Origin of the sequence: Poritiphilus flavus, assembly GCF_009901585.1 — a bacterium.
In the GTDB taxonomy this organism is placed as follows: domain Bacteria; phylum Bacteroidota; class Bacteroidia; order Flavobacteriales; family Flavobacteriaceae; genus Poritiphilus; species Poritiphilus flavus.
This window is the reverse complement of the sequence record NZ_WXYO01000006.1, coordinates 441,014-460,433: the sequence shown is the minus strand read 5'-3', so window position 1 is coordinate 460,433 and position 19,420 is coordinate 441,014. Positions and strand designations below refer to the sequence as shown.

The window sequence follows — 19,420 nt, the reverse complement described above, 5'->3', positions numbered from 1 at the left end:
CGATACGTCCTTTTTTAGACCAACTGGTCACTGTCTATCTGAGAGAGCACATCCTGCCGTTTAATTGAAGGAAGCTGCCTTAGAGCATACCACAAAAAAGGAATTACGACCAGAACGGAAAACACAGCCTCATGAATAGCGTATTCCTGCATTTTAGCCGGCTCTACGGCTCCCGGAAGATCATCCAGGCTATTGAAAAAATTGATGATCCCGTGTAGCACACCCAGAGCGAGCAGGCTTTTGGATCTTAGCAAAATGATACCAAAGGCGATCCCAAAAAAAGTGGCGTAAATTACCTGGGCTATTACCGTTGGAAATTGGGCATCCGCGTTGAATAAATTAAGAAAATGAAGCACTCCGAACAAAAGTGCAGCCAAAACTATGGGTATCAGCATTGGCTGTTCCGCAGAGGATCCTTTGAGTAAGTTTGGAAGAATAAGTCCACGGAATATAACCTCTTCTGAGATCCCCACCCCCAACATGGCAAGCAATAATATTATTACATCGGCTGCAGCTATGTTGTGAAACTCATATCCGAAATAGAAGTACCACAGAGGTCCCAACAGTGCAAAATAAAGGGGAACGATCAGTAAAATTGGGTATTTGGGAATGGTGTTTTTAAGACCGGAGATCCTTACAAAGCCCAATCGACGGATCATAAGGATCCCATAGATGATAATAACACAATTCTTAAGGATGTCTCCTAACTGTTGGGCCTTAAAAGTTTCCATGCCGGAGGCCTCCAACAAATCGCCAAATGGGAGTAGCAGCAAAAGCAGAAAGACCAAAGCCATGGCTATGCTGCTACCCATTTTTGAATTGGAGAAATTCATGACTTCAATTTATGAAATATGCCATGAATTTCCCTAATCAGGCTCGTGGCAGCCTATTCACGAGGTGTTTCGTCCGCATTGTCCATACGTTCCAGGTAAGCTTCATAAGCCTGTTTGCCTTCTTCTTCCCAGAACCGATCATAATGTTTCCATCGGGAATTGCCTTTCTCAGCCAATCGGTGTTTCACTTTAGACCTTACCCTTTTTGATCTCCTACCGGATTTCCCTGAACCAAACCCTCCGAACAATATTTTGGCGAGAATAAGGATACCCACGGCTTGCCAGAAGTTTAGTGTTCCCAAGCCAAAAAGAGACGGCATGAGCCAATTCCACAATAACATCACTATATATCCGAAGAGCAGGGCAAATGCAATCATGGCGATGGTCCCGAAAATAACCCAAAACACTACGGTAACAAATTTTTCAATTTTGGATTTTTGACTGTGTAAATGTGTCATTCTGTTTTAGTTTTATTGTTACTATTTTCAGTTTTCTGCAGTTCCTTGAAAAGGATCGAAAGGGCTCTGTGCCTTCTGGACATGAGGGTTCCTGCAGAGATTCCGGTTTCCAGACTGAATTCCTTATAGGTAAGTCCTTCAAAATCGATTGCAAGTATCACATCACGATAAATGGGCTTTAGGTTCCGGATGGCTTCCTTAAGAGAAGCTTTGACGGTTTCAGTATATTCCATTTCCGTATGATCCTGCAATAGTCCGGCGAACTCCGCCAGTCTTTTCCGGAACTCTTCATCCAGATCCACCCTGGCTTTTTTGGCCCTCATCACGTCAATGATCTTATTGCGGACCGAGCTATAAACAAAAGCCGCGATATTATTAATGGGTGTGATGTGGTCTACCCTGGAAAACAACTTCAGGGCCACATCCTGAATGATGTCCTCTGCATCCCGATCTGTAGAATCTGCTATCCTGGAATTCACATAAGCTCTTAATGCACCGTATTCCGTCTGGAAAAACTGTGCGAGCTTGTAATTCATTTTAGTGTTTTTGGCCATTGAGATCCTTTTCGGAACATTTTCACCTATATAGACGAGCAAGTCCGATCCTATTGCATTTTAAATGTAAATAATGCTGGTGAATCCGAAATAATGAGGATAAAATATAAGGATATAGCTAAACCGCCGTTAGCCGGGAAGCGTCGGGGAACTGAAAAAGGTCCAAAAAAGAATGGAAGGGTTATAAATCAGAAAACCTGAAAGACCTATAAACAGCTTAGCGTAGGTGGCCTTTCAGGAAATCTGAATAAAGTCTTATATAAGATAGTAGCTATTTAAGAAGCTATGAACAATACAGGAATACCTACTTTCTGTACCATCCTGCGTACCGACGCGTCTATAATATTTTTGCGTTGGCGGCCGCCCTGATCTTTGTTTTTACTGCTGGGAATGCACAATAGCTGGGTCTGGGTCTTTTGTACATAAGAAGCCAAACCATCCATAGCATTGGAGCCTTCAGGGAATACATAAGAAATGGTTCTTTTCTCCTGGTTGCTAACATTGGCATTAGCGCTTTCACCAACACTAAATAGTTTTATCGGTTTGTTTCCAGCCTTGCTCAAATCGTTCAGGATCTCAAGGCCCTGCTTTTCAATGGCATCTCCAAATATGCCGAGAGAAAGGTCATTGAAAGAGTGGAACACCTGTTCTTCATCCGTTATGAGAACATTTGTAGAACATTGGTTTAGCACGAAGTTGGTAATACCATCTCCAAGAAAGCCAATTATTTTGGACTTCCTCTTACCGAGTACAGCAATATCCGGTTTTGTTTCCTTAATGTGCTCCCTTATAGCGTTTTTTACGTTGCCATAAGCAATCTTAAATCCTATCCTAACGCCTTCAGCCGATTCCAACTCCTGAATATCGTTTTCCAGTTTTGCCTGGGTTTTATTATAGTCATGATGAATAGAACGCATAGCAGACAGTTGGTTGTCGAATTTAACCACTGAAGTTGGGGCTTTTGCGTGAAATACATCTACTTTGCCGTTGATAGCCTTGGCGAGCTGAACTGCATTCCTAAGTGCCATATCTGAGGCCTTGGAGAGGTCTGTCAATACCAGTAACCGGTATTTCGGGTTGGGTGTTTCGTTGCTCATAATGTAGAGTTTTAGGTTTAAGTTGCTTTAAAGCATAATCTAGAATGCAGCTAACTCAACACATATATTCCGTCTTGAGAACGGAATGATGCTGGTAGATGCACCCTTTAAATTTAATAGAAATACTATTAATTGTGAAATGTTTAACTTTTAATTGGCATATGGAATACTAATAAATCGTAAAAGCAATAAGTATTTTATTTGTAACTATCACTATTACAGCACTTAACACTCGCGATTATTCAAAAAAAGCCTAATTTTAAATCTTCGTTAAATCTGCCTCAAAAGTTCCACAAAATGTAACAAAATGGATTTTCCCCAGTCTTTTTAAGTAAAGATCACGGATAAACCGTGTGTAAGTAAAATAATAATTAAGCCATGAGAACGCTCAATATGAATTATGCCAAAAGAAGTCTGTATTACAGTCTAAAGGACGGCTGGCAAATGGAAAGGCATTACGATTGCCGTTTAGATCTTCCTGCGGAATCGCTCTAGCAGCATTGACTTTGGATACGATCTGGTTATTTGGCCAACACTTTGAGGCCCTTGCTATCGGAAATTCTTCCGGTGATCAACCATCCTCCGAAGTCTTCAGAAACAGCCATCAATAAGCTGTTATCTCCCTTTTTCAAGGGCAGGTAGACTGCGTCAAACAAGCCTATAGTACCTAAATAACGATAGTCCCTTGACCTCCATCGATTGTTCCCTCTATATATGGGTTTACCGTTCAATATGACCACTACCCTATCGCTGTATCCGAACTCCAACAGCCGAAGTTGCTCCCTGTTAGATTGAATATTTACCCTGGCGAATACCGTATTTCCTGGATTTTCATCCCTTAAAGTGATAAGTTTCGAAATATTTGCCGCTGTACCTTCTTCAAGAGTCACCTTACCCTTCCAACTCCTGTCTGCAATAATTTTGTTCAGGTTTTCCGGATTTTCGAGTAGTTTTTCCTCGAATTTATCGGATAGTTCCCATTCCGGGATCATGTTTTCCAGGGCTTTGCGTTCTATAGGCTGAAAGTCTTTAATGACAGCCTCTTCGGTATTTACCGAGATATTCGCAAGGTGCATGGCTTCTGCATTGCCGCCGTTCAGAGCTATACCTCCTTCCCTGGGTTCGTGAAACAGGTACCAGGAGAGATGTGGTGTCTTTGAATGATCCAGGTAGACCTGTGCCCTGTTTTCATTGACCACCAGCTTTACATGGGTCCAGTCTGAATAGTTATACTCATAGGGAAAGGAATACCTTGGCCCGAAGTAGAGTTGCCATGCCGCGATCCCGTTCACAACGGGAAGCGCCTGGTTGGCATCCGGCTTGCCGCTAAGATGCGGTCTGATATAGAATTGTTCGGCATTGTTATCATTCACCCTAAAGTAAACCCCAGGGAAAGCCGGAGCCTCCTTCAGGAAAATGTCGTATTCTATAGTGCCGTTCCGTAATTTGATATCTTTTAAAGAAATGCTGCCCTGCTTCAGGTAAATTGCATCCTTTCCTTTAAAGGGTTCAATGATGTAATCCTTAGCATTGATGTCCAGGGCCACAGTATCTATTGGAATAATTTCCTGAGCCGCGACCAAACTGTTAAGACCAGTTGTTAAGCCGATAACTAAAAGGAGTCTTTTCATAATTCATTAATTTATCCTTCTAAGTTCCACAGCATAGTCGCTGAGTCAAAAACAAATTGGTGCATTTCCATTCATTGTGGTTCAGCTGACGAAATTTGGCGATCTTTGGTGTATAACTTTGAAGTATGTCCGCAGAGGAAAAGCTGGTTCAAAAATGTCTGAGAATTATCGAGCAACAACTGGGTTGGGGTTCAGGGGAATCCTGGCACAACGACGTTTTTCTTGAGCTAAGCGAAGAAATACAAAAAAAGACCCAGGTATTGCTGAGTCCCACCACCCTTAAGCGGGTATGGGGTCGCGTAAAGTACCAAAGTGCTCCAAGCGTAACCACCTTGAATACCCTGGCCCGCTTCGCAGGCTACACGAACTGGAGGGATTTTAAGCAGCAGCAAAAAACCAAAAAACCAGCAGGGGTCCTTAAAAAGATAAACCCTAACCTGGGTATCATTATGCTTTCCGCTTCGGTGATGACCCTTGTTTTCATTTCTTTCTTCTCATTGAAGGGAAGCCGCAGCGGCCTGGATGAATTGGACCTTTCTCAAATACCCTTTAGCAGTAAACCTCTCGCTAAAGGCTTACCAAATTCCGTAGTTTTTGATTTTGATCTCAGTGAGATTTCCTCAGACAGTATTCACATACAGCAATACTGGGACCCATCGAGAACCATCTCAATAAAAAAAGGGCAAACACAGGCTACCGGTCAATACTTTTACCCCGGATATTTTCGGGCCAAGCTACTTGTTGAGGGCAGGATCATTAAAGAGCACGATCTGTTCATCAAAAGTGAAGGATGGTTGGGTACACTTAACTATGAGCCGGTTCCCAAATATATAGATGCGCCTTTTACCGATTCCGGCCACCTGGGTTTTAGTCCGGATGTCGTTAAAGAAGTTATCTCCAACGAGCAACCCCTGACGACCTCATTCCACTATGTCCGCGACTTCGGTGAGGTATCCGGGGACAATTTTACACTACAGACCAGGGCGAGGATCCCTTACTCCGAAAAGTGGGCCGTATGTCAGAACATGGCCATCCTGGTTTTGGGAACTAAGAGTGCGCTTATCGTAAATTTCTCCATCCCGGGATGCGTATCCGAGATCGGGTTGATGCTAAGTGAGAAGTATTTAGACGGTAAAGAACACGATCTCTCCGCATTGGGAATTGACTTAAAGGAATTCCGTGATGTTAGACTCGAAGTCCGGGACAAAACCCTTTCAGTATATGTGGAGGAGATGGCCGTTTTTAGCGAAGCCTACGAAAACTCAATCGGTGACCTGGCAGGGATACGATGTCGATTTCTGGGTGTTGGAGAAGTGAGCCAGATGGAAATCCAGGATAATGCAGGAGCTGTGGTTTACGATGCCGGTCCGGGTACTTTTTCCGAAGAAGCTGTGGACTGATCTCTGAAGTTTCCCATTTGACAATCCTATTTTTCCCAGTGTTGGATCTCTATAAAATTCCCTTCCGGATCCCTGGCATAGACAAAAGTGAGTAGCCCTACGCCTTCTATCTCCCGGGTTGTTATTTGCCCGAAACCGCTGCCTCCTTTAGCGCATACAGCATCTAAAACTTTTTTGACATCTGAGACCTCAAAGGAAATGTGTCCGAAACCCAAGGCATTCGGCAACTGATCTGACCTTTCAACCACATTCTTGTATTGATAGATCTCCAGGGTAGGACCATCTTCTCCATACCCGGGTAAAAGCAGATGAGCACCCTGCAACTCCGCCCCGGGAACACCTGTACCCTGGCCAAGCCATTCACCGGCCTGATTTCTTTCGGGAGGTACAAAACGGCAATCGAATACTTCGATATAGAATTCAGCCAGCATTTTCCAGTCCTTGCTGATGATATTCGTATGTACGTATTTCATATTGAGCTTTCCTTTATCTCGGTTTCATCCCCTAAGTTCAGTTGACAGATCCAAGTGATCTATACAGCTCAAAAATAGGTTCGGGAAGGGAAACATCGGTAATTATGACCGGGCTTTTTCTGAAGTTGATTTTTCTTTGCTTAAATTACAGGAAAATAGCCTGTTGCCAAATGAGGCCTATAGTACAAATCTCTCTGGACCTTACCAATATTGAGGAAGCACTGGAAACCGCGGCCACAGCCTTAAAGGCAGGTGTGGATTGGCTGGAAGCCGGAACACCACTCATCCTGGCCGAAGGCCTGCATGGAGTACGGAAATTACGCGAAGCTTTTCCAACAGTTCCAATAGTTGCAGACCTTAAAACTATGGACGGAGGTTATCTTGAAGCTGAAATGATGGCCAAAGCAGGGGCCACCCATGTTGTGGTCATGGCAAGAGCACATGAAGAGACCATCAAAAAAGTGGTTGAAGCCGGCAAAGATTTCGGGATAAAGGTGATGGGAGACAACCTGGGCTGTCCGGATATGGTAGAGGGCGCCCGCATGCTGGAAGAACTTGGTTGTGATTTTATCATTCATCATATTGGATACGATGAAAGGCGTGGTATAGCCTCCAGAGGTCTGCCTATGCCAAGTCCACTGGATCAGTTGCAAGAGGTGGTCAAAGCTGTTAAAATCCCGGTACAGGCTGTAGGAGGGCTTTCACTGGAAGAAGCCATCCGCTGTCCGGAGTTTGGTGCGCCACTGGTAGTACTGGGAGCCCCGCTGACCGTGGATGCCGATGCCTTTAAAACCGCTTCAGGAGACCTGGAAGGAATACTACGCGGCATTTGTCAAAAAGTACATGCCTACGAAGATGTCTAACTAAAATCTGTTACCGTGCAATCAGCCGCCGTCGTAAATTACGCCCCGGAGAAAGGAAGCGTTGAGCTTAGGACTATTTCCCAACCAAAGATCGGTGAGGAAGACGTGCTGCTTGAAGTGGCATCGGTAGGTGTTTGTGGCAGTGACCTGCACCAATGGACCGCGGATCACAGTTGGCCTGTGAATTATCCTGTAGTTCTTGGACACGAATTCGGTGGAACCATAACCGCTCTGGGAAAGGCTGTAAAAAAATGGAAAGAAGGAGATAGAGTTGTGAGTGAAACGGCCGCCGTAATAGATCTGAATAACCCACTTTCCCGCCAGGGATTTTACAATCTTGATCCTACACGTAAAGGTTTCGGTTATGGTGTGGATGGCGCTATGACCCGATTCGTAAGAGTTCCGGCTCGTTGCCTTCATCGGGTACCCGATCAACTGGAGTTTGAGGCCGCCTGCCTTACCGAGCCCTGTGCCGTTGCTTACAACGCTGTTGTGGAGAATTCCGATATAAAACCGGGAGACCGGGTAGTTGTAATCGGCCCGGGAACCATAGGAATACTCTGTGCAGCACTGGCTGGCCTATGCGGAGCTGATGTGGCCATTATTGGCCTCGAATCTGATAAACACAGACTCAAAATTGCCAGCCAATATGGATGTTCAACTTTTGTTGAGGGAGCTTCCGAATGGGCATTTGAAAGGGATGGCCTGGGAGCGGATTGCGTTATTGATGCTGCCGGTGTTAGTGAAACCTTAAAGCTGGCACTAGAGTTGGTCCGCCCAAGAGGTCAGATCACCAAAGTTGGATGGGGCCCGGATCCGCTGGGCTTTTCATTGGACCCGCTGGTACAGAAAAATGTAAGACTACAGGGAAGTTTTAGTCATAATTGGCCTATCTGGGAGAAAGTGCTTGCGCTACTCGCAAATGGCAAATTGGATGTAAAGCCAATTGTAGGGGGTGTGTGGCAGCTTGAAGATTGGGAAAAGGCATTTAACGAAATGCATTCCAGAGAAGTGGTAAAGAGTATATTAAGACCATAGGATTTTCAGCAATCCGGTAATTTGAGCATTATGCGTTTAAAGGATAAAATTGTTTTGATAACAGGTGGCTATACCGGCATTGGTAAGGCCATTGCGAATCGTTGCCTGGAAGAGGGTGCGAAAGTAGTGGTTAATGGTTTAAGGGAAGAGAAGGCCGAGCAGTTCCTCCAGGGCAGATCTAAAGAACATATAGCGACCTATACAGCTGATATTACGGAAGCAGGGGTTCCGGAATCCCTGATCGATTTTGCCATAGCTCAATTTGGAAGGTTGGATGTGCTTGTAAATAATGCCGCACTGATCTCGTCCTCCAATATTAAGAGCACAGATCTGGATTTCTTAAGGAATATGCTTGAGATCAACACCGTAGCTCCCTTTGCCATGATCCGGGCTGCACTACCCCATCTTGCTGAATCCAAAGGAAATGTGCTCAACATCGGCTCGATCAATTCCTGGAGCGGAGAACCTGACCTTCTGGCTTACAGCATCTCAAAAGGAGCCTTAATGACCCTAAGCCGGAACCTGGGAGATAGCTTATTCCGGGATTACGGAGTACGTGTAAACCAGATCAATCCCGGGTGGGTTCTTACGGATAATGAGAAGATAAACCAGAGAGAACAGGGAATGAAGGACGACTGGTTCAGGGAATTACCCGACCTTTTTGCACCCAGCCGCCGTATCCTGGAACCAGCTGAAATTGCAGCCGGAGCGGCTTATTTGATTTCGGATGAATGCGGCCCCATCAGCGCCCAGGTACTGGAACTCGAACAATTCCCGATGATCGGCAGGAACCTGCCCAAAAGATGGGAAGGCTTTCTCAAATGAAAAAGCACTTAAACCTTAAATAATACCAAGAATCATTATTCTCCTGTTTTGCCAAAACTAGCCGTATTTCCAAAAGCGTTTATGCAGGCACTCTGTAAGGATGGTAGCATGAAACTTTCTGAATGGATAGCCCTGGCTACAGAGCTCGATGTAGACGGGCTTGAATGGTATGCCGGCTTCCTGGAGATGCAGGACGAAAAGAACTGGACCATTTTTCGCAGTATGGTGGAAGACAAAGGGAAAAAGATCCCCATGCTCTGTTGCTCTCCCGATTTTACGCTGACTGATGCCGCTCTCAGGCGTAAAGAGGTCGAAAAGCAGTTCCGATGGATAGATATGATCCATACCCTTGGTGGTCAGTATTGCCGGGTGTTGTCCGGTCAGCGCAGGCCCGAACTCACAGAGGAGGAAGGGCTCAAAATGGCTGTAGACTGTATTGAGGAATCCCTGGCTTACGCGAGTGCATTAGGTATTACCCTGATCATAGAGAACCACTATAAGGACGACTTTTGGCACTATCCGGAATTCGCGCAGAAAATGGGGGTATTCTGCAAACTGGTCGAGCGGATAGATCATCCGAATTTTGGTGTGAATTACGATCCCAGTAATGCATTTCTTGCCGGGGACGATCCCTTGGAATTGCTCGCCAAAGTTGTTGACCGTGTCAAAACCATGCATGCCAGTGACCGATATCTTATTTCCGGCACTCTGGAGGATCTTAGAAATGAGGAGATGGACAGCCTGGGTTATGCCAAAAGACTAAGGCACGGGGAGGTCGGAAAAGGGCTTAATGATTATGATGCCATTTTTTCTCTGCTGAAAACCGCTTGTTTTAATGGCTGGATAAGTATTGAGGATGGCGTAGACGGTATGGATCAATTGGTACGAAGTGTGGATTTCGTACGACAGAAAATGATGCAGTACTGGCCTGTCAATCCGTAAGCTTTTTTATGGGTTGCAACACCAGTTTTCTAAACTCTACCTCCGCCCCTTCTGCCTGAATGGCGATTTGTCCCTGCCTGGCAGTGGCCTTATAACCGTGATTGACCAGATCCCCGTTCACCCAAACCTTGACCTCGTCCTCCAGGCATTCCACAGTCATTGAATTCCATTGTCCCAACGGCTTTTCCGAGTCGTCCGTGAGGTTTTTTATCCGTCGAAGCTTTCCTTCCGTAATACCCCAATCCGCTTCAGGGCCGCGGCGTTCAACCATATTATCGGTAGTGATGTCTTCAACGATACACCAGAAATCTCCGGCATTTTCATGCATCATCTGCACTTCTACAGATTTGGGGAACATTTTATAAAGGGCTCGCGGCGTAGAGGCGTGTACCAGCACCCCGCAGTTACCAGGTTTCCCGGGAAAACGGTATTCCACCTCCAGTCGGTAGTTTGTATAGGAATCGTCCGTGATCAAATGACCCGGGGGAGTTCCAAGGCTTACCAGCATACCCTCCCTGACAATAAAGGGATCCCGGCTTTCCGGAATACTATCCTTCTCAGGTACATCCATGTGCCAGCCACGCAAATCCTTCCCATTGAACAGGCTGGCTGCTTCAGGAGCCCTTTTGCAACAACAAATACTGATGAGCACTATTAGGGTTAAGGCTACTTTCAATAGGTACTTCATAATTTGAGTTTTTATTGGATCATTCTTTCTATCAATTTGGTCTTCCACTAAACCGGTTTGTCAAAGACAAGTGCGGTAATTCCCGCTGAGGTATCACGGTTGAGGTTGCTCAGGCTTTCAGGTACTTCGTCCAAACCAATGGTCCTGGTAAGCATGCCGTTCAAGTCAATACCTGCCGTTTTTACCAATTCAAACATTTCGGGGTATTTGTGCGCCTGCATTCCGTGGCTTCCAAGAATTTCCAGTTCATTGGCTATGACCAATGGCATCGGTATGGCCGGATGGTTATGTTCCCCCGTCATTAAACCTACCTGCACATGTTTGCCTCTCTTTTTCAGGCTTAGAATAGAATTAAGACAGGTATCCGTATGGCCTAAGGCATCTATAGAAAGATCTACACCTCCCCTGCTGATCTCCCGGATCGCTTCAGGAACATTGACTGAGTTAGCGTTCAGGCTAAACGCTGCACCTAATTCTTTGGCAAGCATACACTTTTCATCAGAAATATCCACAGCAATTACCCTACCTCCAAGTGCCGCGGCAATTTGAATGGCCGAAAGCCCTACTCCTCCACAACCGTGTACTGCCACATACTGCCCGGCTAACAATTTGCCCTGGTGTTTTATAGCCCTGTAAGCTGTTATGAACCGGCAACCGAGGCTGGCCGCTGCCGTAAAATCAAGATTGCCGGGCAGCAGTACCAGGTTCTCATCGGCATAATCTATGGCAACGTACTCCGCAAAAGAACCCCAGGCCGTAAAACCCGGTTGAAACTGGTTATCACAGACCTGCTGGTTTCCGGAATTACAATACCTACAATGCCCGCATCCGCCTACAAAGGGTACCGTAACCCGTTGTCCGGCGGCCCATTTTTTGACACTCTTCCCCTTTGCTATCACTATTCCGGCAAGTTCGTGCCCGGGAACATGAGGTAGTTCAATGTCGGGGTCGTGGCCCATCCACCCATGCCAATCACTCAGGCAAAGACCACTTGCCATTACTTTGATGACAACGCCATGTGCAGACGGTTCAGGATCCGGAACCTGGTCTATCTTTATAGAACCTCCAAACTTTTCATAAATAGCGGCTCTCATGCCTCTGCGATTCAAAATTATCACCCTCAATGTACCAATTTCCCATGGCTTCTTCGTCTTAATAACAAGAAATACCCTTATATGATGTTTGTCATGGATTATTTACCATATAAAAGCTATCATGCAGACTGTTGAATACACTTAGGGTCAAATTATTGTAATTATGAAAAGGTCGATACTGTTTCAACTGAGTAGCCTTCTGGCTTTATTCCTCTTTTTGACGGGGTGTTCCTCCCTGGACAATGTACAGCAAACCAGCAAATACGGAAAGAAAATGGAATTCGTATTGGAAGGAGAAGGCGCTCCAACTTTGGTCTTTGAGACCGGACTAGGCCCTGAAATGGATACCTGGGACACCATATTGGATTCGCTTGCCCAGCACACCAGGGTTTACGCCTACAACCGGCCGGGTTATGGGAATAGTAATCTTAAAGATGCCCCTAAAAATGTTACAGAAGTGGCCCGACAGCTTCACGCCAACCTCGTAGCCAAAAGGGTTCGCCCGCCGTATATTGTGATAGGCCATTCACTGGGCGGCCTGTATGCCAATATGTTTGCCCGGCTTTATCCTGAGGAGACGGCAGCCGTTGTGTTTATAGAGGCCTCACATCCGGAACAATTTGAATACTTCAAAAACGAGCAGGACCTGATGTATTTGGTACTTACCAGTTCTATTGAAAACAGCCAAAGACAATATGAACTGGATATTGTCCATTCTACTTCCGAATCCTTTCGGGAAGCCCCTGACTTTCCCGATATACCCATAACTGTGCTTACAGCGGGTAAGCCAGCGTCTTTAGGTGGTAAAAGGATGCGCGAAAAATGGTTGGAATTTCAAGCAGAGCTCGCAGAATTGTCAACCAATAGCAGGCATATTATTGTGGAAGAGAGCGGGCATTATATCCATAGAAACGCCCCTGAACAAACCATTGCGGAAATCCTTAGATTGTTCAAGGGCGCTAATGCGGTTCAATCCAACTTAAAATAAGATGCTAGGCCATTGTAGCCGCCGTCCTGTCTAAAGCCCAGTCCACGGCTTTGTAAACATGAATACGGCTGGTATCGAAGGTGGGTAGGTCTACACTTGCTTCCGGAATGAGAAGCGGAAGTTCCGTACAACCCAGAATAATTCCCTCTGCACCGGCATCACTTAGCCTTTGGATAATTTCCATACACTTCTTCCTGGACTCCTCGGTGAAGATCCCTTTTACCAGTTCGTCATAAATGATCTTATGAACCGTTTGCCTGTCCCCGGCTTTGGGAATAATTACCTCAATATCGTACTTATCCCGGATGTAGCCGGTATAAAAATCCTTCTCCATGGTGAAGGCGGTTCCCAGCAATCCAACTTTTTTAAGATTTTGGGCTTTTATGGCCTCCCCAGTGGCGTCTGCTATATGTATAAAGGGTATATTGACATTTTGTGTGATAGCGTCACTTACCAGGTGGATGGTATTTGTACAGAGCAAAATAATATCGGCTCCCGCCAGTTCCAGTTTTTGAGCGGATTCTTTCATAAGTTCTCCGATGGCTTCCCAATTCCCATCGAAAGACCAACGTTCAATTTCAGCAAAATCCACAGTAACCATAATATTCTTACTCGAGTGAGAACCTCCCAGCAACTCCTGGGTTCTTCTGTTCAGGTATTCGTAATACACTTTGGATGACTCCCAGCTCATCCCACCAATTAATCCAATGGTTTTCATATTATTTCATTTTAACTAAATGCTCTGCATTTTGAATTCTTAAAGATAGTAGCAATTGCAAACCCCTTCTCAGAAGAAGAACTTTTTTTTTCGGTCCGGAGTGGCAAGTCTGGCACTCCCCTGCTTCAACAATGGTATACATATTTTCATTTTTAGATTTCGAGAAACATCGATATGTTTAAATAAAAAAATTAGATCATCTGCCTGAGGCTTTTCATATACTGATCAATCACCGCCTCATTACGGCGGTAATAGGTCCACTTACCATGTCTCGTAGGAATGATAAGGTCTGCCTGCTGCATTAAGGAGAGGTAAGTGGATATGGTTGACTGTGAAAGTCCGGCTTTGTCCTGAATATATCCCACACAGACCCCGTCATCAAAATGATCAATATCCTTATGAGGCGGAAAATTCTCTTCAGGATCTTTCAGCCATCTCAGAATACTCAAACGGGTATCATTAGCCAAAACTTTACTTATCGCAACGACATTCATACTCCAAATATATAAAATATTTACATATCGCGAAATATAGATATGAAAAATATTTGGTTTTGGCTCTCTACATTTCCGGATTCACCCAGGCACTACTCGTCTTTTTGCACCAGTGTTTCCTGAATGTTTTGAGGTACGGCTTTAAAAGAATCGAAAACCGCATTAAATGTTGCCTTGCCCTGAGTTAAGGACCTCAGGTTTGTGGAATAGCCATGAAGTTCCGCCGCCGGAGTCATGCACCTCAACACCTGGTAGTGGTCTTCACTCTCAATTCCCTGAATGATAGAACGTCTGGATTGCAGGTCGGTCATCACCCCTCCTACCATATCTTCAGGCACTTTGACGGTCAGTTCCTGAACAGGTTCCAGCAATTTGGGTTTTGCATTCAGGAAAGCCTCTTTAAAAGCGTGTGCCCCGGCAATTTTGAAGGCGATATCATTGGAATCTACCGAGTGCATCTTACCATCGTGCACCATAACCCTTACATCGCGTATGTAAGAGCCTGTAAGCGGTCCGGACTCCATAACCTCAAGAATTCCCTTCTTGATCGAGGGTAGATAACGGGTATCTATCACCCCGCCAACGATGCAGTTGTAAAAGACCAGTTTTCCACCCCAATCCAGATCCACCTCTTCTTTACCTCTTATATTAAATCCTTGTGGCTCCGGCATACCTTCGTACCAGGGTTCTATTTTCATATGTACTTCTGCAAACTGCCCTGCGCCACCGGACTGTTTTTTATGCCGGTAATTGGCCGAAGCAGAACGCTGTATGGTCTCCCGGTAGGCAATTTTTGGCTTTTCAAAACGCGCTTCCACTCCGTAGGTGTTCTTGAGCGTCCAGGCAATCGTAGCCAAATGTAATTCACCCTGGCAGCCCAGTATAACCTGCTTCAACTCTTTGGAGTACTTTACTTCGACAGTAGGATCCTGGCTATGCATTTTCTTTAAGGCGTCACTGAGCTTTTCTTCTTCCCGTTCGTTTACCGCAAATACAGCTTTGCGCGTCCTTGGCCCAGGAAATTGAATGGGCCTTATGGTCATTTTGCTGCCTCCCCTATTCAAGGTGTCATTGGTTTCCGTATGCTTGAGTTTCAGCGTAGCCCCAATATCCCCTACTACCAGTTTGGAAACCGGTTCCCGCTTCTTTCCATCCATGATGAAAAGCTGATTCAGCGTTTCGGTTTCACCGGTCCTGGAATTCACTAGTTTGTCATTCTGATTGACTTCCCCGGATTTGACCTTAAAGAAGGTTATCTGCCCTAAATTGGGCTGATGAATGGTCTTAAAAACAAACAAGGATGCAGGTGCATCCTTCCTATTGAGTACAATATCGCCTTCTACAGTTTGCTCTGGCTTAAGATCTGTAGCAGACGGTGCTACATTGTCAATAAAGCCCATAAGCCTTCCGCTTCCCATATCCTTCAGGGCTGACATACAAAATACAGGGAAAAGTTCATGGTTCATCATGCCAACCTTAATGCCCTGCCTCATTTCGTCTTCGTTGAGGGTTCCTTTATCAAAGAACAACTCCATTAACTCTTCATCGTTCTCCGCTGCTTTTTCCACAAGTTCGTTGTGCAAGCGGTCTGCCAGTTCCTTATGTTCTTCAGGTATAGCCAGTTTTTCAGGCTTTCCACCTTCCGGACCGAACTTATAACACTTCATTTTAAGCACATCAACTATGCATTGTGCTCCGTCCAGTTTAATCGGAAATTGGATCTGTACGGCATTGTTGCCAACCAATTCCTTGATGCTCTTGAAACTATCCTCAAAATTGGCATTCATATGATCGATCTGATTTACCACAAACAAAGTAGGCTTGTGATAAGTGTCTATATAGTTCCAAATGATCTCAGTACCTATCTCTACGCCGTGCTGAGCGTTTAGCACCATGACAATAGTGTCTGCGGCCCTAATGGAGGAAGTGATCTCTCCAATAAAATCATCCAGACCCGGAGTATCGATAATATTGATCTTGTAATTCCGCCATTCCGTGTGAAGCGGGGTGGCAAATACCGAAGTTTCCCTTTCGTGTTCAATTTCGTGATAGTCAGAAATAGTGTTCTTTCCTTCAACGGATCCTCTTCTGTTGATCAGTCCTGCTTCAAAAAGCATGGTCTCAGCCAAGGTGGTCTTCCCACTTTTATGGGCTCCCACCAATACAATGTTTTTAATGTGTTTAGCATCAAATACTTTCATATGAGTTTTGTTTAGCGTGTTTAATAATTTGTTCAGGCTCAGGCCTTTTAAAATACAATTTTTATGGCTCTTTTTAAATTTTTAAGGTTGTAATTTTAAAATCCCCGGACTATTTGCAGTGGCACGGGCTTTTACGGTGAATAGATACACTTAAAGCTTCCGGAAATGATCCGGATCAGGATGGAAATCATATGACCTAAAAAAAAGGGCTTCGGAAAGAATTTTGTAAGGCTCAATTACTTCAGCTAGCTGCCTTCGAACCACTGTTTGAACTGAGTAACCTTTTCTCTGCTAACGATCACGTCTTTGTCCAATTTAGAAATAAGGGTGAGCTTAAGCCTGCGGTTGGAATACACAACCACATCGGATATGGCGTTGATATTTACGATCACTCCGCGATTTACACGAAAGAACTGCCTGGGATCAAGTAATTCTTGTAGTGATTCAATTTTGTATTCTATGATATAGGTACGACCGGCCGTGGATTTGAGGTAAGCATCCCGTCCGTCCGCATAAAAAGCCGCAATTTCTTTAGTGGTAAGGGAGTGTATGTGATTCCCGAGGCTCACCAGGAAGCGGTCCTTATAAGTCTTTTTTTGGAGTTGGGCCACCAGAGGAGCGGTTATTTTGCCACCAGAAAACTGTTCTTTCATGGAACGCAGTTTTTGAAGCGCCCTGGAAAGATCAGTAAAGGTGATCGGTTTTAACAGGTAATCAATACTGTTTACCCTAAAGGCGTCCAAGGCAAATTCATCAAAGGCAGTGGTAAAAATTACAGGTTTTTTAACCTGAACCTCTGTAAAGATCTCGAAACTCAGACCATCCGTAAGCTGTACATCCATAAAGAAAAGGTCTACCTCATTCTGGTGTTCAGAAATCCAGGGCCTGGCAGTTTCCAGGGAATCAAACCGGCCAATGACCTCAATGGACTCACTGTACTTCCTAAGGTATCTTTCCAGCTTTTCAGCTGCAAGGGGTTCGTCTTCAAGGATGGCTACTTTCATGCAGTTGTAACTTTGGTAGTTTTATTGTTTTATATGATACGCCTTCAGATAGTTGTATATCACGATCTGAATAAAAACTATAACTTCTGTTAATATCCTTCAGGCCGGAAGAATCCAGTCCGCCATTCAGAACTTCCTCAGTTTCATAGTGAAATTCGATCCTATCCTCTTTATCATCAATGTTGAGCTTTAACCGCTTACTCTCAGAAGGAATAGTACTCCTGATGATCTTTTCAGTTAGCATCAGAAAACTCCCGGGAACGGTCCAGGAATCTTTTAGATCAGCCAGGCGTAGCTCCACCTTTCGATACGGCAAATGGTTAAACAGCTTTATATGGTCCTTTAATATTTCAACTTCTTCGCTAACCGGCACCAATTCGTTCACCCTTTTGGAGAGCAGATAGCGGTATACCGCGGAGAAGTGATCAGAAAGTGATTCGGCTTCTTCAGGTTCCGTTTTCATGATGACCAGTATAGCCTCCAGGCTTTCGAACAGAAGTCTTGGATTTATACCCTTTTTGAAGTGGGCAAAATCTGCCTCTATGCCTTTCTTGGCCTCCACTTCCCGGTTGATCCGTTCCGTATTCACCATGTAGAGGAACTGATGGCTTTTATACAGCAACACATAGATAAGTGTGATCAGCGCAAACAGGCTGTTGAATATCAATAACTCCCTGGCATTTGGGGTGTACCCAAGTACATAGTTGAAATAAAGATACATGGAAAGACTCACCAACAGTACACAAACACCTATGGAAGTAATGATTTGCAGCAGAAGATGTGCCAGAAAAGATATAGAGCCTCCTATCCTTTCAAAAACCAGGAGGGACAAGCGGGCGTATTCCTGAATGACATAAGCCAATCCTATGCATACATAAAGTTCCTGACCCAGAAAGGACTCCTGAACCTGCCCTATATTGTTGTTAATCAACAAAATGAGAAGATACACCAGGGTACCACTGAACAAGGGGCTCAACAGCCTGAACAAAGCGTGATGTATGAATAATTTCTTCATGGGATCAGCGGGAGGCGCACTGTAAAGCGCTCGTTGTCTTCAATTTCTATTTTTTTGTTTACCAACAGATCATATCTGGCGGCGATATTCTTTAATCCTATCTTCAGGGACTCCATTTTCGGACGTTTGCTGGTCTTATTGTTGGATACGGACAAGAGAGTCCCATCTGAGGTCATACGTACTTTGAGAGGCTGAGTGCTGTTCATCACATTGTGTTTTACCGCATTCTCTACAAGCATTTGCAGGGTCAGCGGGGGGACTTTGGAATTCATCATTTCAGAATTCAGCTCTACCTCGAGGCTCAGGTGTTCCCCAAATCGGGTACGCATAAGAAAACAATAGGCCTGAACGAACTTCAATTCTTCGGCAACCGGAACTAAAAGATCCTCGTATTTGTTTAGGGTGTATTGATAGGACTGAGCCAGCGCCCGGATAAAAGTTTCAGCCTTATCCACATCTTTAGCAAAAAGCGATGAGAGTGTATTCATGCTGTTGAAAAGGAAATGCGGACTTAATTGCGATTTCAGGGCTGCCAGTTGCAATTGTGTCTGTTTTCTTTCCAGTTGCAGTTCCAGTACCTGCCCCTGTGCGTAGTGGTTGTAGGAGTAAAGCGCAAAGTAAATAATATTGTACAGCAGGGATATACAAAGGAGGAGGATTATGATCTTCAGAGACATATCTTCCGGATCCTCAGCGAACAGTTGTAAGTTTTCAACATTTAGATGATAGATCCACAATGCCCCAAACACCATGGTACAGCCCACCAAGGCCAGCAGGCCTATCCCCAGTAGTAAACGCAGGCCAGGTTGTTTTCTCCATGGCATTAAACGATCTAAAACAACATTGCTCCAATGGGCTCCATAGGCGATCAGGATCCCTAACAATCCACTTAAAAGAAGTTCGTAGAACTTTTGAAGGTGACTGAAGCGCACATAGGAATAAACCAGGACACCTAAGAGGAAGCCAGTAAAGATATACAGCAGATGTCTTCGCATGTTGGGTTGGTATAAAAGGTCTCTGAGAAAGCGCTTCATAGAGCCAAAATACTCAATATTATCCTATGACAATAAAGAGTATAATGGCTTCAGAAGTAAAGGCTCAAAA

Annotated in this window: 20 protein-coding genes; 6 read left to right on the top strand and 14 right to left on the bottom strand. The window is 44.8% G+C overall.

Annotation, left to right across the window (positions count from 1 at the left end; translation table 11 throughout):
- Positions 1 to 14: 14 nt before the first annotated feature.
- The 5 genes from GTQ38_RS14735 to GTQ38_RS14715 form a co-directional block, all read right to left on the bottom strand.
- Entirely contained in the window at positions 15 to 833 is an 819-nt protein-coding gene (locus GTQ38_RS14735) for a CPBP family intramembrane glutamic endopeptidase (protein WP_161436311.1), read from the bottom strand.
- Positions 834 to 886: 53 nt separating this feature from the next.
- Positions 887 to 1,291, bottom strand: a complete 405-nt coding sequence (locus GTQ38_RS14730) for a hypothetical protein (RefSeq protein WP_161436310.1) — start codon at positions 1,289 to 1,291, stop codon at positions 887 to 889.
- On the bottom strand, positions 1,288 to 1,827 hold the full coding sequence (locus GTQ38_RS14725; RefSeq protein ID WP_238857949.1) for an RNA polymerase sigma factor: 540 nt from the start codon (positions 1,825 to 1,827) through the stop codon (positions 1,288 to 1,290). Before GTQ38_RS14725 ends, GTQ38_RS14730 begins: the two co-directional genes overlap by 4 nt.
- A 293-nt stretch (positions 1,828 to 2,120) precedes the next feature.
- Positions 2,121 to 2,942 (bottom strand): universal stress protein, encoded by an 822-nt coding sequence (locus tag GTQ38_RS14720; RefSeq protein WP_161436308.1) that lies wholly within the window; start codon positions 2,940 to 2,942, stop codon positions 2,121 to 2,123.
- Between the two features lie 521 nt (positions 2,943 to 3,463).
- Positions 3,464 to 4,573, bottom strand: a complete 1,110-nt coding sequence (locus tag GTQ38_RS14715) for a hypothetical protein (protein ID WP_161436307.1) — start codon at positions 4,571 to 4,573, stop codon at positions 3,464 to 3,466.
- A 125-nt stretch (positions 4,574 to 4,698) separates the two neighbouring features.
- Between GTQ38_RS14715 and GTQ38_RS14710 the strand changes: the two genes are divergently transcribed.
- Positions 4,699 to 5,973 carry a hypothetical protein gene (locus GTQ38_RS14710; RefSeq protein ID WP_161436306.1) on the top strand — a complete coding sequence of 425 codons (1,275 nt, stop codon included), beginning with the start codon at positions 4,699 to 4,701 and terminating at the stop codon, positions 5,971 to 5,973.
- 26 nt (positions 5,974 to 5,999) lie between these two features.
- Here GTQ38_RS14710 and GTQ38_RS14705 read toward each other — a convergent pair whose 3' ends face one another.
- On the bottom strand, positions 6,000 to 6,446 hold the full coding sequence (locus GTQ38_RS14705; RefSeq protein ID WP_161436305.1) for a VOC family protein: 447 nt from the start codon (positions 6,444 to 6,446) through the stop codon (positions 6,000 to 6,002).
- 170 nt (positions 6,447 to 6,616) lie between these two features.
- Here GTQ38_RS14705 and GTQ38_RS14700 point away from each other — a divergent pair, with 170 nt between their 5' ends.
- From GTQ38_RS14700 to GTQ38_RS14685, 4 genes are all read left to right on the top strand, one after another.
- Positions 6,617 to 7,309: an orotidine 5'-phosphate decarboxylase / HUMPS family protein gene (locus GTQ38_RS14700; RefSeq protein WP_161436304.1), complete on the top strand. Its 693-nt coding sequence runs from the start codon at positions 6,617 to 6,619 to the stop codon at positions 7,307 to 7,309.
- A 15-nt stretch (positions 7,310 to 7,324) separates the two neighbouring features.
- Positions 7,325 to 8,347, top strand: a complete 1,023-nt coding sequence (locus GTQ38_RS14695) for a zinc-binding dehydrogenase (RefSeq protein ID WP_161436303.1) — start codon at positions 7,325 to 7,327, stop codon at positions 8,345 to 8,347.
- Between the two features lie 30 nt (positions 8,348 to 8,377).
- Complete coding sequence (locus GTQ38_RS14690) at positions 8,378 to 9,172, top strand: SDR family NAD(P)-dependent oxidoreductase (protein ID WP_161436302.1); 795 nt, start codon at positions 8,378 to 8,380, stop codon at positions 9,170 to 9,172.
- 81 nt (positions 9,173 to 9,253) lie between these two features.
- On the top strand, positions 9,254 to 10,114 hold the full coding sequence (locus GTQ38_RS14685; RefSeq protein WP_238857948.1) for a sugar phosphate isomerase/epimerase family protein: 861 nt from the start codon (positions 9,254 to 9,256) through the stop codon (positions 10,112 to 10,114).
- Here the strand turns inward: GTQ38_RS14685 and GTQ38_RS14680 are convergent.
- A complete protein-coding gene (locus GTQ38_RS14680) occupies positions 10,104 to 10,802 on the bottom strand; it encodes a 3-keto-disaccharide hydrolase (protein ID WP_161436300.1) in 699 nt (232 codons plus the stop codon). The two genes, GTQ38_RS14685 and GTQ38_RS14680, sit on opposite strands and share 11 nt — an antisense overlap.
- A gap of 47 nt (positions 10,803 to 10,849) precedes the next feature.
- Complete coding sequence (locus GTQ38_RS14675; protein WP_161436299.1) at positions 10,850 to 11,896, bottom strand: zinc-dependent alcohol dehydrogenase family protein; 1,047 nt, start codon at positions 11,894 to 11,896, stop codon at positions 10,850 to 10,852.
- 163 nt (positions 11,897 to 12,059) lie between these two features.
- Between GTQ38_RS14675 and GTQ38_RS14670 the strand changes: the two genes are divergently transcribed.
- Positions 12,060 to 12,884: an alpha/beta fold hydrolase gene (locus GTQ38_RS14670; RefSeq protein ID WP_161436298.1), complete on the top strand. Its 825-nt coding sequence runs from the start codon at positions 12,060 to 12,062 to the stop codon at positions 12,882 to 12,884.
- A gap of 4 nt (positions 12,885 to 12,888) precedes the next feature.
- Here the strand turns inward: GTQ38_RS14670 and GTQ38_RS14665 are convergent, their stop codons facing one another.
- The 6 genes from GTQ38_RS14665 to GTQ38_RS14640 all read right to left on the bottom strand — a co-directional run bounded on the left by GTQ38_RS14665 (position 12,889) and on the right by GTQ38_RS14640 (position 19,311).
- Complete coding sequence (locus GTQ38_RS14665; RefSeq protein ID WP_161436297.1) at positions 12,889 to 13,602, bottom strand: aspartate/glutamate racemase family protein; 714 nt, start codon at positions 13,600 to 13,602, stop codon at positions 12,889 to 12,891.
- Between the two features lie 191 nt (positions 13,603 to 13,793).
- Complete coding sequence (locus GTQ38_RS14660; RefSeq protein WP_161436296.1) at positions 13,794 to 14,096, bottom strand: ArsR/SmtB family transcription factor; 303 nt, start codon at positions 14,094 to 14,096, stop codon at positions 13,794 to 13,796.
- A gap of 92 nt (positions 14,097 to 14,188) precedes the next feature.
- Positions 14,189 to 16,297: an elongation factor G gene (locus GTQ38_RS14655; RefSeq protein WP_161436295.1), complete on the bottom strand. Its 2,109-nt coding sequence runs from the start codon at positions 16,295 to 16,297 to the stop codon at positions 14,189 to 14,191.
- Positions 16,298 to 16,542: 245 nt separating this feature from the next.
- Positions 16,543 to 17,301, bottom strand: a complete 759-nt coding sequence (locus GTQ38_RS14650) for a LytR/AlgR family response regulator transcription factor (protein ID WP_161436294.1) — start codon at positions 17,299 to 17,301, stop codon at positions 16,543 to 16,545.
- Positions 17,282 to 18,316: a histidine kinase gene (locus GTQ38_RS14645; RefSeq protein WP_161436293.1), complete on the bottom strand. Its 1,035-nt coding sequence runs from the start codon at positions 18,314 to 18,316 to the stop codon at positions 17,282 to 17,284. The genes GTQ38_RS14650 and GTQ38_RS14645 overlap by 20 nt, the downstream gene beginning before the upstream one ends.
- Complete coding sequence (locus tag GTQ38_RS14640; RefSeq protein ID WP_161436292.1) at positions 18,313 to 19,311, bottom strand: sensor histidine kinase; 999 nt, start codon at positions 19,309 to 19,311, stop codon at positions 18,313 to 18,315. The genes GTQ38_RS14645 and GTQ38_RS14640 overlap by 4 nt, the downstream gene beginning before the upstream one ends.
- Positions 19,312 to 19,420 lie beyond the last annotated feature (109 nt).